General features: G+C 72.2%; 14 protein-coding genes. 6 read left to right on the top strand and 8 right to left on the bottom strand.

Annotation, left to right across the window (positions count from 1 at the left end; all coding sequences use genetic code 11):
- Positions 1-38 precede the first annotated feature (38 nt).
- Positions 39-455 (top strand): transglycosylase SLT domain-containing protein, encoded by a 417-nt coding sequence (locus ABZ862_RS12880; RefSeq protein WP_360956379.1) that lies wholly within the window; start codon positions 39-41, stop codon positions 453-455.
- A gap of 269 nt (positions 456-724) precedes the next feature.
- Here ABZ862_RS12880 and ABZ862_RS12875 read toward each other — a convergent pair whose 3' ends face one another.
- Positions 725-1,963, bottom strand: coding sequence for a cytochrome P450 (locus ABZ862_RS12875; RefSeq protein WP_360956670.1), 1,239 nt, complete (start codon positions 1,961-1,963; stop codon positions 725-727).
- Between the two features lie 292 nt (positions 1,964-2,255).
- Between ABZ862_RS12875 and ABZ862_RS12870 the strand changes: the two genes are divergently transcribed.
- Complete coding sequence (locus ABZ862_RS12870; RefSeq protein ID WP_360956377.1) at positions 2,256-3,425, top strand: steroid 3-ketoacyl-CoA thiolase; 1,170 nt, start codon at positions 2,256-2,258, stop codon at positions 3,423-3,425.
- Here the strand turns inward: ABZ862_RS12870 and ABZ862_RS12865 are convergent.
- Together ABZ862_RS12865 and ABZ862_RS12860 are read right to left on the bottom strand one after the other, a co-directional pair.
- A complete protein-coding gene (locus tag ABZ862_RS12865) occupies positions 3,409-3,555 on the bottom strand; it encodes a DUF397 domain-containing protein (protein WP_360956668.1) in 147 nt (48 codons plus the stop codon). The two genes, ABZ862_RS12870 and ABZ862_RS12865, sit on opposite strands and share 17 nt — an antisense overlap.
- 24 nt (positions 3,556-3,579) lie before the next feature.
- Positions 3,580-4,929 carry a multidrug effflux MFS transporter gene (locus ABZ862_RS12860; RefSeq protein ID WP_360956375.1) on the bottom strand — a complete coding sequence of 450 codons (1,350 nt, stop codon included), beginning with the start codon at positions 4,927-4,929 and terminating at the stop codon, positions 3,580-3,582.
- Between the two features lie 68 nt (positions 4,930-4,997).
- Here ABZ862_RS12860 and ABZ862_RS12855 point away from each other — a divergent pair, with 68 nt between their 5' ends.
- Entirely contained in the window at positions 4,998-5,492 is a 495-nt protein-coding gene (locus ABZ862_RS12855; RefSeq protein ID WP_360956373.1) for a MarR family transcriptional regulator, read from the top strand.
- Between the two features lie 180 nt (positions 5,493-5,672).
- Here ABZ862_RS12855 and ABZ862_RS12850 read toward each other — a convergent pair whose 3' ends face one another.
- On the bottom strand, positions 5,673-7,754 hold the full coding sequence (locus ABZ862_RS12850) for a bifunctional glycosyltransferase 87/phosphatase PAP2 family protein (protein ID WP_360956371.1): 2,082 nt from the start codon (positions 7,752-7,754) through the stop codon (positions 5,673-5,675).
- A gap of 275 nt (positions 7,755-8,029) precedes the next feature.
- Here ABZ862_RS12850 and ABZ862_RS12845 point away from each other — a divergent pair, with 275 nt between their 5' ends.
- Complete coding sequence (locus ABZ862_RS12845) at positions 8,030-8,701, top strand: O-methyltransferase (RefSeq protein WP_360956369.1); 672 nt, start codon at positions 8,030-8,032, stop codon at positions 8,699-8,701.
- Positions 8,702-8,773: 72 nt separating this feature from the next.
- Here the strand turns inward: ABZ862_RS12845 and ABZ862_RS12840 are convergent, their stop codons facing one another.
- Entirely contained in the window at positions 8,774-9,166 is a 393-nt protein-coding gene (locus ABZ862_RS12840; RefSeq protein WP_360956367.1) for a hypothetical protein, read from the bottom strand.
- A gap of 99 nt (positions 9,167-9,265) precedes the next feature.
- Between ABZ862_RS12840 and ABZ862_RS12835 the strand changes: the two genes are divergently transcribed.
- A complete protein-coding gene (locus ABZ862_RS12835) occupies positions 9,266-9,682 on the top strand; it encodes a DUF1992 domain-containing protein (RefSeq protein ID WP_360956365.1) in 417 nt (138 codons plus the stop codon).
- A 115-nt stretch (positions 9,683-9,797) separates the two neighbouring features.
- Here the strand turns inward: ABZ862_RS12835 and ABZ862_RS12830 are convergent, their stop codons facing one another.
- Together ABZ862_RS12830 and ABZ862_RS12825 are read right to left on the bottom strand one after the other, a co-directional pair.
- Complete coding sequence (locus ABZ862_RS12830; RefSeq protein WP_360956363.1) at positions 9,798-10,496, bottom strand: hypothetical protein; 699 nt, start codon at positions 10,494-10,496, stop codon at positions 9,798-9,800.
- Positions 10,493-11,209 (bottom strand): hypothetical protein, encoded by a 717-nt coding sequence (locus ABZ862_RS12825; RefSeq protein ID WP_360956361.1) that lies wholly within the window; start codon positions 11,207-11,209, stop codon positions 10,493-10,495. The genes ABZ862_RS12830 and ABZ862_RS12825 overlap by 4 nt, the downstream gene beginning before the upstream one ends.
- Before the next feature lie 110 nt (positions 11,210-11,319).
- On the opposite strand from ABZ862_RS12825, the gene ABZ862_RS12820 reads away from it, so the two are divergent.
- Complete coding sequence (locus ABZ862_RS12820; protein WP_360956359.1) at positions 11,320-11,823, top strand: GNAT family N-acetyltransferase; 504 nt, start codon at positions 11,320-11,322, stop codon at positions 11,821-11,823.
- Between the two features lie 11 nt (positions 11,824-11,834).
- On the opposite strand, the gene ABZ862_RS12815 is transcribed toward ABZ862_RS12820, so the two are convergent.
- Positions 11,835-13,937, bottom strand: a complete 2,103-nt coding sequence (locus ABZ862_RS12815) for an MFS transporter (protein ID WP_360956357.1) — start codon at positions 13,935-13,937, stop codon at positions 11,835-11,837.
- Positions 13,938-14,158 lie beyond the last annotated feature (221 nt).

Raw genomic sequence — 14,158 nt, 5'->3', positions numbered from 1 at the left:
TGTGTGTGACCCCATGACCCCGACCAGAAGGTTCCACCGTGTCCATCTCCTTCATCCGCCGCATCGCTTCCCCCAAGAAGGCCCTGACCGCCGCCGCCATGGCAGCCGCCACGACCGGCATGGTGCTGAGCGCCGCGCCCGCCCACGCCTCGAGCGTGGACTCGGCCGCACAGGCGAAGGCGATCGCGCACAGGATGATCCCCAACTCGGCCCAGTTCAACGCGTTCAGCCACATCGTGCAGCGCGAGAGCAACTGGAACGTCGGCGCGGTGAACTCCTCCTCCGGCGCCTACGGCCTGGTCCAGGCCCTGCCGGGCTCCAAGATGGCCTCGGCCGGCGGCAACTGGAAGACCAGCGCCGCCACCCAGATCAAGTGGGGCCTCAACTACATGAACTCCCGCTACGGCAGCCCCGTCGGCGCCTGGCAGTTCTGGCAGACCCACCACTGGTACTGAGCCGGCCGAACCGCGCGGGAGACCCGCGCGACCGTGGCTACGCGAGTAGACCACCGGTGACCTGCGGCACATTCGGTACAGCAGCACGGGCGGCAGCCCCCGGACATCATCCGGGGGCTGCCGCCCGTCCGCGTCCCGGCGGACCGCCCCGGAGGCCCCCGGAAGCCCGCTCGGAGGCTCCCTCAGAGGCCGCCCGAGGGCCGGGACGGGCCGACGGCGCCGGGATGCCGTCGGCCCGGGCACAGCGGGGTGACCCGCGGCGGAGACGCTCAACCGGCCGCGGTGACCCTCAACTCCTTGATCCCGTTGATCCAGGAGGACCGCAGCCGCCGCGGATCCTCGACGAGCCGCAGCCCCGGCATGGCGTCGGCGAGGGCGCCGAAGATGAGGTCGATCTCCAGGACGGCGAGCGACTTGCCGAGGCAGTAGTGCGGACCGCCGCCGCCGAACCCGAGGTGAGGGTTGGGATCACGGGTGATGTCGAACACGCCGGGGTCCTCGAAGACCTCCGGATCATGATTGGCGGAGGAGTAGAACAGCCCCACCCGGTCGCCCTTCCTGATCCGCTGCCCGCCGAGTTCGGTGTCCCGGGCGGCGGTGCGCTGGAAGGCGTTGACGGGGGTGGCCCAGCGGACGATCTCCTCGGCGGTGGTCGCCGGGCGCTCACGCCGGTAGAGGCCCCACTGGTCGGGGTGGGTGAGGAAGGCGTGCATGCCGTGGGTGATGGCGTTGCGGGTGGTCTCGTTGCCGGCGACGGAGAGCATGAGCACGAAGAAGCCGAACTCGTCGTAGCTGAGGTTGCCCTCGTCCTCGGCGGCGACGAGCGCGGAGACGATGTCCTTGGCCGGGCACTGCTTGCGCTCGACGGCCATGTTCATGGCGTAGGCGATGATCTCGACGGCCGACTCGGCGGCGGTCTCCTCGGTGACGGCGTACTCGGGGTCGTCGTAGCCGACCATCTTGTTGGACCAGTCGAAGATCTTGACCCGGTCGTCCTGCGGCACACCGATGAGCTCGGCGATGGCCTGGAGCGGCAGCTCGCAGGCGACCTCGGTGACGAAGTCGAACGCCCCGCTGTTCCCGCCCGCCCCGGCGACGATGGCGGTGGCCCGCTCCCGCAGCCGCTTCTCCAGCGCCCGGATGGCCCGGGGCGTGAACCCGCGCTGCACGATCTGCCGGACCCGGGTGTGCTCGGGCGGATCCATGTTGAGCATGATCATCCGCTGCGCGTCGATGGCGTCGCGCTCCATGTGCTCGCCGAAGCGGATGATGGCGGTGTTGACCCAGGAGGAGAAGATCTCCGGGTGCGTGGACACGTACTTGACGTCGGCGTGCCGGGTAACGGCCCAGTACCCGTCGTCGGCGAACCCGGCCACCCCCCGCGCCTGCGGGATCCAGCGCACCGGCTCGGCCCGGCGCAGCTCCGCGAACTCGGGCAGGGGCACGCGGTGGAGCAGCACATCGGGATCGGTGAAGTCGAACCCGTCGGGCAGCGCGGGGCAGTGCATGAGCGCCTCCCACCCTTCCGAACCGTTCTGACGGTCCATCAGATACTGCGGTGGGGTGACCGTAATCACGCGTTCTGCAAGTCGCAAGACATACGGCGTGGCGAGTTGACCGGGCGGAGCCCCGAAGGCCGGGCGGCGGTCCGCACCACCCCGACGCCTGCACGACCCTTGCGGTTCTATACGCGGAGTCAGCAGACTGCCGTACAGAACTAGAACGCGTACTAGTTCTGCGTGGCGGGCGGGCTGGGACGCTCGCGCCGCGCGGGTAACCGAGGAGAGGACGGCATCTTCCATGGCCGCGGAACCCGTGATCGTCGAAGCCGTACGCACCCCCATCGGCAGGCGCGGCGGCGCGCTCGCCAACCTCCATCCCGCCTATCTGCTGGGCGAGACCTACCGCGAACTGCTGGGCCGCACCGGCATCCCCGCCGACTGCGTGGAACAGATCGTCGGCGGCACCGTGACCCATGCCGGCGAGCAGTCCATGAACCCCGCCCGCACCGCCTGGCTGGCCATGGGCCTGCCCTACGAGACCGCCGCGACGACCGTCGACTGCCAGTGCGGCTCCTCGCAGCAGGCCTCACACATGGTCGCCAACATGATCGCGGCGGGCGTCATCGACGTCGGCATCTCGTGCGGCGTCGAGGCGATGTCGCGGGTACCGCTCGGGTCGGGGTCCAAGCACGGGCCGGGCAAGCCGTTCCCCGACGAGTGGAACGTCGACCTCCCCGACCAGTTCCACGCCGCCGAGCGCATCGCGCAACTCCGGGGCCTCACACGGGAGGACGTCGACGGGCTCGGTCTGCTCTCGCAGGAGCGCGCGGCCGTCGCCTGGTCGGAGGAACGCTTCAAACGGGAGACGTTCGCCGTCCAGGTCCCGACGACCGAGGAGGAACAGGCGGCCGGTCAGGGCATGTGGCGCCTGGTCGACCGCGACGAGGGTCTGCGGGACACGTCGGCGGAGGCGCTGGCGCGGCTGAAGTCCGTGATGCCGACCGCGATCCACACGGCGGGCAACTCGTCGCAGATCAGCGACGGTTCGGCGGCCCTGATGTGGGCCTCGAAGCGGATGGCGCGGGCGCTGAAGCTCCGGCCGCGGGCCCGCATCGTCGCGCAGGCCCTCGTCGGCTCCGACCCGCACTTCCACCTCGACGGGCCGATCGACGCGACGAAGACCGTCCTCGGCAAGGCGGGGATGACGTTGAAGGACATCGACCTCGTCGAGATCAACGAGGCTTTCGCGTCGGTGGTGCTGAGCTGGGCGCAGGTCTTCGAGCAGGACCTGGCCAAGGTCAACGTCAACGGCGGCGCGATCGCGCTCGGACACCCGGTCGGCGCGACGGGTGCCCGGCTCATCACGACGGCACTTCACGAACTGGAGCGCACGGACAAGGAGTTCGCCCTCATCACGATGTGCGCGGGCGGCGGACTGGCCACCGGGACCATCATCCAGCGGCTGTAGCCGCCGCCCGGCCGACGAAGTCCGCGAACACGGCGGGGCCAAGGGCGAGGTGCGGCCCCGCCGGGGTCTTGGAGCCTCGGACGGCCACGGTGGCGCAGGGAGTGGCGGCCGGTGAGGCAGCTTCGTCGATCGGCCTCGGTGAAACCGGTCCCGCTCAACGGCGGCCCGCGGCCGTCGGGTTCGGCTCGCCGTGTCGCTGCCACGGGCGGGCCAGGAGAGCCAGCGCCAGGGTGGCGCCGAGCGCCGCCGTCAGCATGATCAGGGCCATCGGGAGGGAGCTGTCGTCGCCGAACAGGCCCACCAGCGGTGCGGCCAGGGCGCCGAAGAGGAACTGGAGGCCGCCCAGGAGGGCCGAGGCCGCGCCGGGGGTCGCGCGGCCCAGGCTCTGGCTCAGGGTGATCGCCGCCGGGAACACGATGCCGATGCCCACCGTGCCCGTGAACAGCGTGGCCCAGGTGCCCGCCAGGGTCTCCCCCGCCGTCAGCACCAGCAGCACCTGTGCCAGCGCGCCCAGCAGCAGGAAGCCCACGCCGGTCGTCAGCAGCGTGTTCAGCGCCACGCGTCCGGCCAGCCTCGCGAAGGCCGCGCCGCCGAGCAGCGAACCGACCGCGTTCGTCGCGAAGATGAGCGAGTACACCGTCGGGCTGACCCCGTGCAGCTTCTCGAAGACGAAGCTGGAGCCGCTGATGTAGGCGAACAGCACGGCCGCGGCGAAGGCCACGACAAGGACGTAGCCCATGAAGGTCCGGCGGCCGAGCAGGGCCGCCATCGCACGGAACGTGCTCGTCACTCCGCCGGGGTGACGGCGCTCCGGGGGGAGGGACTCCGGGACCGTCCTCAGTACCGCCAGGAGGAGCAGGACGCCCATCGCGGTCAGGACCGCGAAGACCGCTCGCCAGGTGGAGACCGACAGGACGGCTCCGCCGAGGACCGGGGCGGCGATCGGCGCCACGCCCATGATCTGGGAGAGCAGGGCGAAACGGCGGGGCAGGTCGGGGCCGTGGAAGAGGTCGGTCAGGACCGCGCGGGCCAGGACCATGCCCGCCGCGCCCGCGACGCCCTGGAGGAAGCGCGCGCCGGTCAGCAGGGGCGCGTTGGGGGCGAGCGCGCACAGGAGGGAGAAGAGCACGAATCCCGCCGCGCCGCCGAGCAGCAGCCTCCGGCGGCCCAGGCCGTCGCTGATCGGGCCGATCAGCAGCTGGCCCACGACCAGGCCGGCGAGGAAGCCGGTCATCGTCAGCTGGATCGCGGAGCTGCTCGCGCCCAGGGTGTCCCCCATCGCGGGGAAGCCCGGGACGTACATGTCGGTCGCGAGGGGTGCCACCGCCGTGAGGGCCGCCAGGACGGCGACCAGGGCCGTCGCGGAGCGGGCGCCGAGGACCGAGCCCGCACCGGGTGCGGAGGAGGGCCGGGCGGCGCCGGAGGGCCCGGTGGCGTCGGAAGGGCCGGTGGTGCCGGAGGTGGTTCCTCCATCGGTGGTACGGGAGCGCGACGGGGATATCATGGGATCAACAGTAAGCCTATGATTCACCGGTTAACAAATATGGCCCACGGAGTGAGAAGGCGTCCCGTATGACCTCCCCCACCACCGCCCGCGGCCAGTGGGCCGCGGACCACCCCGGGCTCGACACCTCCCCCATGGAGCTGGTGTCGCTCCTCAAGCGCGCCACCGGGCTGCTCGGCAAGGCCGTGGAGCCCCTCTACGAAGGCGCCCCGCTCACCTCGCCCGAGGTGGACATGCTCATCCCGCTCCGCTATGCCACCGAGCCCGTGATCGCCAGCGGTCTCGCCGACCGGATGGGGCTGTCCCGGGCCGGGGTCAGCAAGACCCTCGGCAAGCTGGAGCGGCGCGGCTTCGTCTCCCGCTGTCCCAACCCCGCCGACCGGCGCGCGGCGCTCGTCACGATCACCCCGGCCGGTGCCGAGGCGGTCGACGGCTTCTTCCCCCGCCAGCTCGCCACCGAGCTCGAACTGTTCGCGGGCCTCGGCGACGACCGGGAGTGGGTGCTCAAGGCTCTCGCCCGGCTGGTGGCGGCCATGGAGGAGAGCGCCGTACGGCGGGACTGACCGCCTGCCCGTCCTCCTAGTGCTGTGACCGGAAAGGTTCACCGGTTCGCGGCGTCCGGCACGGCACCTCGCCGCGTTGTCGCATCACCCGAGTACATCCAGTACGCGGGTAATGCTCCGCCTTGCGATGCACCGCGCCGGACGCCGCGAGCTTCTCGGCAAACCTTTCCGGTCACAGCACTACCCGGTCGCGGCGGCGCCGGTGGCCGCCGCCGGGTCCTTCGCCTTCACCGGCTCCTCGTCGTGGACGACGATCACGGCCGGTGTCAGGGAGCGGGCCCTCGGGCCCTGGAGCGCGTACGACAGGGCGAACCCGGCGGTGACGACCACCGCCCCGCCCACCGCGTCCAGTACCCAGTGGTTGCCCGTCGCCACGATGGCCGACACGGTGAACAGGGGGTGCAGGAGGCCCAGGGCCTTCATCCACCACTTCGGCGCGATGATCGCGATGACCAGGCCGCACCACAGGGCCCAGCCGAAGTGCAGCGACGGCATCGCCGCGTACTGGTTGGTGAGCGCGGTCAGGGTGCCGTAGTCCGGCTTGGAGAAGTCCTGGACGCCGTGCACCGTGTCGATCATGTTCAGCGTCGGCATCAGGCGGGGCGGGGCCAGCGGGTAGAGCCAGAAACCGACCAGGGCCAGGAACGTGGCGAGGCCCAGGGAGGAGCGGGCCCAGCGGTAGTCGACCGGGCGGCGCCAGTAGAGAACGCCCAGGATGGTCAGCGGGACCACGAAGTGGAACGACTCGTAGTAGAAGTCGAAGAAGTCCCGCAGCCACGTGACGTGCACGACGGCGTGGTTGGCCCAGTGCTCGATGTCGATGTGGAGGGCGCGTTCGAGGCCGAGGATCTGATGGCCGTGCGCCTCGGCGCGCTCGCGTCCGGCCGCGTTGGAGCCACCGGTCGCGGCGAGCCGCACCTTCGCGTACGCGGCGTAGGTGACCCGGATGAGGAGCAGTTCGAGGAGCAGGTTGGGCCGGGTGAGGACGCGGCGCAGGAACGGCAGCAGCGGGATGTGCCGGAAGCGTGCCGGGACGGGGGCGGCGTAGTCCGTGGGGACCGGTGTGGCGTAGTACGGCGAGCTGCGCGGCAGGAACGGTACGACCGTCGCGGCGGCGGCAGCGGCCAGCAGGACGACGTTGTCGCGCAGCGGGTAGAGGGCCGCCATGTTCGGCAGCAGCATCTTGGCCGGGAGGGTGACCAGGAGGATCACGGCGACCGGCCAGAGGTAGCGGTCCGAGGCCCGTCTGCCGACCCGGCCGACCACCGCGAGGAGCACCCACAGGAGCTGGTGCTGCCAGGTGGTCGGCGACACGGCGATCGCGGCGCAGCCGGTGACGGCGACCGCGAGGAGCAGCTGGCCGTCGCGCGCGTAGCGCACGGCGCGGCGGATGCCGAGAGTGGCCACGGCCGCGCCGAGGGCGAGGAACAGGGCGATCTCCAGGGGGCCGGAGAGGCCCAGGCGCAGCAGGGCGCCGTGCAGGGACTGGTTGCCGAGGCCGTCGGCCCGGCCGCCGAGGCCGGCGCCGGCCATGTGGTGGACCCAGTAGGTGTACGAGTCGTTCGGCATCGCGGCCCAGGCGAGCACCGTGGACGCGGCGAACGTGGCCCCCGTGGTGAGGGCGGCGCGGCGGCGGCCGGTGAACCAGAGCAGCGGCGCGAACAGCAGCACGGTCGGCTGGAGGGCGGCGGCGAGGCCGATCAGGACGCCTCCGGCGCGCTCGCCGCGGACGGTGAAGCAGCCGAGGAGCACGAGGAGGACCGGGATGATGCTGGTCTGGCCGAGCCACAGGGTGTTGCGCACCGGCAGGGACAGCATCAGCAGGCTGATCGCGACGGGCGCGGCGACGTGTGCGGTGCGGCGGCTGACCGGCGGCGGCAGGGCGCGGGCGGCGACCGTGCCGAGGGCGACGACGAGCAGCAGGGTGCCGAAGGTCCAGCCCCAGCCGAGGGCCTGTTCGGCCGCCCGGGTGAGGGGTTTGAGGACCAGGCCGCCGAACGGGGTGCCGGTGAACTGCGTCGAGTCGTACAGCGAGCCCTTCACATGCAGGACGCCGTCCTGGCCGACCCAGGTCTCCAGGGCTGTCAGGCGGCTGCCGCGGGGGGTGCCGAGGACGACGGCGACCTGCCGTACGGCGAGGACGGCGGCCAGCATCCACAGGCCGAGCCGGGCCGCACGCTGCCGGGGCCCGGCTCCGGCCGTCGCCGTCGCCGTCGCGCCGAAGGCTTCCGGCCGTCGCCCGCTGTGTTCCACATTCGCCACGCCTCGCAGGCCTCCCGCCCCGTCGCGTCCACGCCGTCCCAGGGATCTCCTTGAGCTCCGCGCGTGGGATTCACTCTGCGAACCCTATGAGGGTCCGCCCGCCCTGGGAAAGAGACGCAGGTTACCGCGCCTTCACCTGACGGCCGCGCTTCTTTTGTCCGGAGGTCGTCGGTGGGGGCGGGAACCGGACGGAGAACCCGTTCGTTAGGGATTCTAGTTAGCCGTTCTAAGCACAAGTGCCGTGACTCCGCACAGGCAGACGAAGGGGCAGCGACATGGCCGGGTCCGACCTCTGGAACACCGTCGACGACTACTTCACCGCTCATCTCTCCCCCGACGACGAGGCCCTCGCGGCCGCCGTGCGGGACAGTGACGCCGCCGGGCTCCCGCAGGCCGCGGTGACGGCGCCGCAGGGCAAGCTGCTGCAACTGCTCGCGCAGATCCAGGGCGCGCGGAACATCCTGGAGATCGGCACCCTGGGCGGCTACAGCACCATATGGCTGGCCCGCGCCCTCCCGGACGACGGGCGGCTGGTCTCCCTCGAGTGCAGCGGGCGGCACGCCGAGGTCGCCGTGCGCAACATCACGCGCGCGGGGCTGGCGGAGCGGGTGGAGGTGCGGGTGGGACCGGCGCTGGAGTCGCTGCCCGAGCTGGCCGAGGAGGACCCGGAACCGTTCGACCTGGTCTTCATCGACGCCGACAAGGGCAACAACCCGCACTATCTGGAGTGGGCCCTGAAACTCACGCGCCCGGGCGGTCTCGTCGTCGTCGACAACGTGGTGCGGGACGGCCGGGTGGCCGACGCGGACAGCACCGCGCCGGACGTGCGGGGCACCCGGGCCGCGATCGAGCTGATCGGCGCGCATCCCCGCCTGTCCGGCACGGCGATCCAGACGGTGGGCGGCAAGGGCTACGACGGGTTCGCCCTGGCGCGCGTGCTGCCCTGACGGGGACGGCTCCGGCGACCGCGGAGACCCGCGGCGCCGCCGGCCCCGAACCGTCGCCGGCCCGGCGCCGCGTCACCTCTCGTGGAAGAACCCGACGTTGACGCTGCGCGGGCCGGTGCGGTCCTGGATGACCAGTTCGCCGTTCCCGCCGGGCGGCAGCGGCACGGTCCCGCCGTAGGCCACGGGTCTCGGGTAGCCCTGGACGAGCATCTGCACCTCGGAGGAGGGGTCCGACTGCGAGCCGCGCAGCCAGGTCACCTGCCAGGTCCCGTCGGGAGCGCACACGAACTCCAGATGGACCCGGGAGACGAACAGCCAGTCGTCGGGTGTCGCCAGACGGCACACGGAACCGTCCCGGCCGACCCGCAGCACGGCGCCCGGCTGACTGGGCGCCTCGGCCATGAGCATGCCGGCAGTGGCACCCTCTTCCGCCGCCGAGACGGTGGCCATGGTGAGTTCGAGCACGTGCGTTCTCCCCCAAAAACGTTCTGTACGACAGCCGGAACGGCCACCGCCGCCGAATGATAAAACGCCCGGAGCCGTCTCGTCCGGCACACTGAATGCATGACCGAGCGAAAGCCACCCGCTGTCCCGTTCGAGTCCTGGGTCGACAAGCAGATCCGTGACGCGGTGGCGCGCGGCGAGTTCGAGCAGCTGGCCGGTGCGGGGCGTCCGCTGCCGCGTGAGCTGGAGTCGTCGTACGACGAACTGTGGTGGGTCCGGCGCAAGATGGCGCGCGAGGGGCTGGCAGTCCTGCCGCCCACGCTGGCGCTGCGGAAAGAGGCCGAGGACGCCTTGGAGGCCGCCCTCGACGCGCCGTCGGAACTCCGTGCGCGGAAGATCGTCGAGGCGGTCAACGCCAAGATCCGGGAGGTCATGTTCAGGCCCCCGCCGGGCCCTCCGCTCGGCAAGAAGCCGTACGACGTCGAGGACGTCGCACGGCAGTGGAGGGAACGGCACGAGCGGCGGGGGCAGGGATAGCGGGAGCGGCCTCCGTCGTCGCGGGGGGGCGGCGACGGCGGAGGCCGGGTCGGCGGCCGACCGGTCGCTGATCACGACGGATCGGCGGCCGGTCGGGGGCCGGGCGGTGGGCCGGTCAGCGGCTCAGCAGCCGGTCGGTCAGCTCCCGGTAGTCGCGCAGCGCCAGGCGGAGCACCTCGGTGTCGGCGTTCGGGGTGCCGGACCTGCCGTTGCGGCCGTCGCCGTCGCCCTCACCGAGGGGCTGCCAGGCACGGCGGAGCGAGCGGCGGCGCTGGGCGACGGCGTCGGTGAAGCGGGCGGCGGCCTCCTCGAGGACACGGTCGGCCTCCTCGACGGCGGTACCGGGACCGTCCACGAATCCGGCGACCGCGTGCCGCATCTGCTCGGCGAGACGGTCGGACTCGTCGCGGGGCAGGAGCCGGTCGGCGTCCCGCCGGTCGGTGCCGGAGCGGTCGGTGCCGGTGCCTTCGATGCCGTGGCGGTCGGTGCCGGGACGGTCGTCGGCCGGCGTGCGGCTGCCGCTGCCGGTGGTGGGCGCATGGGTGGTCGCTGGAGCGGTGGGGTTTTCGGTGGTGCGGGGGGTCGCGAACCGGTCCTGGTCCGGTGCGCCGGTGGCCGCCTTCTCCGCGAGCGGCCTCGCTCGGGTGCCCGGCGCGGTGTCCGTACGCGTGCTCCGTGCGGGGTTCGTCGGCGGGGTGCCGGAGACCGTGCCTCCGGGGGTGCCGGTGGACCTCTCCGTGCGGGCGCCGGCGGGGCGTCCGTCCCTGTCGGCAGGTGTGCCGGCGGGTGTGGTCCTGGGGGTCGGGTCGGTCATGCCGTTCGCTCCTCCTTGTGCCACTTCCTGTGCCGGGCGGGACCGTGGGCGTCCTGGCCCTCCCGGCCGTCTCCGAACGTCGTGTCGCCGTGCCCGTGACCGCCTTGGCGGCGGTGGGCGGGGCCGCGGCGGGTGTCCGCGCTCGTGCCGACCAGTTCGTCGAACAGGGCGCGGGCCTCCAGCAGGGACTCGCGCATCTCCTCGGTGGCGGTGCCGCCGCCGGTCGTGCTGCCGGTGCCGGTGGCCGTGCCGTCCGGGTTCGCGACGCGGTGCACCCTCCGGTAGCCGTGCACATGCTCCGCGTGGTGCACGGACAGCGCGTCGACCTGCTCCTCGTAGCGGCCGTCACCCGGGAAGCCCCGCTCGTCGGCGACGTCCGCGATGATGCGGTCCGCCTCGGCCACGGCCTCGCGCGGCGAGTCGACGAACCGCTCCTGCGCGGCCGTCCAGCGGGCCTCGTACCGCTCGCGCCGCTGCGGGTCCAGCGGCCGTTCCCGCAGGTCGCCATGGCGTTCGACCCGCGCGGCGAGCTCCCGCTCGGCGGCCTGGGTGTTCCCGTCGTGCCGGGCGACCGTACGCTCGTACTCCGGCCCGAAACGTCGTTTGAGGCTGCGTCCGCCGCGGGGTCGGCGGGCCTTCGACATCATGATGGCCGCGACTGCGAGCACGGCCACCACGCACACGATCAACACAATGATCATGACTGTGGACATGGATGCCTTCCGGTGTCTCGGCCCGGTGGGCCGGTTCACGAACCGGGTTGCCGCGCCCCGGCGCCATAAACAAACCCCCGGCGGCGGCCACGGCGGGGACAATGCCGTCCATGGTCTGGACGATCACCCCCGAAGCCCCCGGGTCCCCCGTCGCCGCCGCGCTCTGGCGGGCGTACTACACCGAGGTCAGCGACCGCTGGTACCTGCTGCACGAGGGCCGCCGTACCGCTCCCGCGGAGCTGGAGCGGGAGATCACCGCCCGCACCGGGGCCGAACTCGCGCCGCCCCGGGGCCGGTTACTGGTCGCCCGGTACGGCGGCCGGCCCGCCGGGAGCGCGGGCGTACGGCTGCTCGACGCGTCGACCGCCGAGCTGACCCGGGTCTTCCTGCACGCCGGGATGCGCGGCCGGGGCGGCGCCGCGCTGCTGGTCGCGGCGGCCGAGGACACGGCCCGGGATCTCGGCGCGACGACGCTGGTGCTGGACACGCGCGACGACCTGGTCGAGGCCCGCGCCCTGTACACCCGGCTGGGGTACGAGGAGACCGCGCCGCACAACGACGACCGGTACGCGGAGCACTGGTTCCGCAAGGAGCTGGCGCTGCCGCGGCACTAGAGGCCCGGGAGTCACCCCGGCTGCGGCGCGGGTGCCGTGCCGGGGCCGTGGGGGCGTTCCGCGTCCGAGCCGCAGAGTTCGTCGGTCAGTTCCTTCACCAGTTGGATGAGATCCGTCGGCCGGTCCGGCCCCCACCAGTCCCCGAGGAGTTCGGCCAGCGACTCCTCGCGGGCCCGCGCCAGTTCCTCGGCGACCGCCTGCCCCCGTTCGGTCGGCACCAGGTCGAGCCCCACCCGGTCGGCCAGCCGGCGTTCCTCCAGCTGACGGCCGGCCTCCAGGATGACGCGCAGCGGGACCATGCTGCGCTCGGCGAGCACCCCGGGCTCGGCCCAGCCGTACCGCTTGATGCGCAGCAGCAGCCAGCTGGCCGCGGGAAGCAGGTCGAGGTCCGCCCGTTCGGTGATCTTCTCGTAGACCGCGCGGCGGCCCTCCCGGGTGCCGAGCAGGGACAGCGCGCGGGCCACCTCGTCGTAGGAGGAGCGCTCGACGGGGTTGCTGGCGAGGGTCTCGGTGACGTCGGGCGCGGTGACCGAGCCGCGCAGCCTGTCCTCCTTGAGGAACCAGGCCAGCAGGAAACCGAACAGGGCGACGGGGACGGCGTAGAGGAAGACGTCGGTGATGGCGGAGGCGTAGGCGTGCAGGGCCGCCGGGCGGACGGCGGGCGGCAGGGCGGCGATGCCGCGCGGATCGGCCTCTAGGGTGTCCGCCGAGAGTCCCCCGGGCAGGGACACGCCGCTCAGCGCGCTGGTGAGCTTGTCACCGAGACGGCTCGCGAAGATCGTGCCGAAGATCGCGACGCCGAAGGAGGCGCCGATGGAGCGGAAGAAGGTGGCGCCGGAGGTGGCGACGCCGAGATCCTCGTACGACACCGCGTTCTGCACGATCAGTACGAGGACCTGCATGACCAGGCCCAGGCCGAGGCCGAACACGAGGAAGTAGCCGCTCATCTCGGCGGTGGAGCTCGTCTCGTCGAGCCGGTGCAGCAGGAGCAGGCCGATCGTGGTGACGGCGGTGCCGGTGACCGGGAAGACCTTCCAGCGGCCGGTGCGGCTGACGATCTGCCCGGAGACGGTCGAGGAGAGCAGCAGGCCGAACACCATCGGCAGCATGTGGACGCCGGACATGGTCGGGGTGACGCCGTGGACGACCTGGAGGAAGGTCGGCAGATAGGTCATCGCGCCGAACATCGCGAAGCCGATGATGAAGCTGATGACGGCGGAGAGCGCGAAGGTGCGGATACGGAACAGCTTGAGCGGCAGGACGGGTTCGGCGGCGCGGCGCTCGACGAGGACGAAGGCGACGCCGAGGACGACGGCGAGCGCGGTCAGACCGACGATCTGCGCGGAGCCCCAGCCCCAGGTGGTGCCGCCGAGGGAGGCGACCAGGACGAGGCTGGTGGCGACGGAGGCGATGAGGAGGGTGCCGAGGTAGTCGATGACGTGTCCGGCCGTCCGGCGCGGGATGTGCAGGGCGGCGGCGATGACGGCGAGCGCGACGGCCCCGACGGGCAGATTGACGTAGAACACCCAGCGCCAGCTCAGATGCTGGGTGAACAGACCGCCCAGCAGCGGTCCGAGCACACTGGTCGTGCCGAAGACCGCGCCGAACAGGCCCTGGTAGCGGCCGCGTTCGCGGGGCGGTACGACGTCGCCGACGATCGCCATCGACAGCACCATCAGCCCGCCGCCGCCGAGCCCTTGCAGCGCGCGGAAGCCGATGAGCTGCGGCATGTTCTGGGCGGCGCCGCACAGCGCGGAACCGGCGAGGAAGATCACGATCGCGGTCTGGAACAGCCGTTTGCGGCCGTACTGGTCGCCCAGTTTGCCCCACAGGGGCGTGGCGGCGGTCGAGGCCAGCAGATAGGCCGTCACCACCCAGGACAGATGCTCCAGGCCGCCGAGGTCGCTGACGATGGTGGGCAGGGCCGTCGACACGATGGTCTGGTCCAGCGCCGCCAGCAGGAGCCCGAGCAGCAGGGCGCCGATCGGGACGAGGACGTTCCCGGGGACGTGCTCGGGGGCGGACGCGCGGTGGATGACCGCACCGCTGTTCCCGGCACCGCTCCCGGCGCTGCCCGCACTGTCCGCACCGGCGGGTGGCGCGTGGTCGGCCATGAGGATCTCCCTCGATGTCGTGACGACCCGGCGCGTCCGTCGCCTGCGTCGAATCCGTCGAATCCATCGTGATCGCTATAGGCGGTTATGGCCTCCCGAGTCCCCTTGGTGACGGCTCGGACTCCCCGCGGAATGCGAGATTCCGGGGGCTGACGAGCGTATGTGGAGGAGATCTGCATAATCTCTGGAGTTCGCGAGGCGATCGACGAACACATGGACGA

The organism is Streptomyces sp. NPDC047000 (assembly GCF_040644295.1).
Taxonomy (GTDB): domain Bacteria; phylum Actinomycetota; class Actinomycetes; order Streptomycetales; family Streptomycetaceae; genus Streptomyces.
This window is presented reverse-complemented; position numbering and strand designations above follow the sequence as displayed.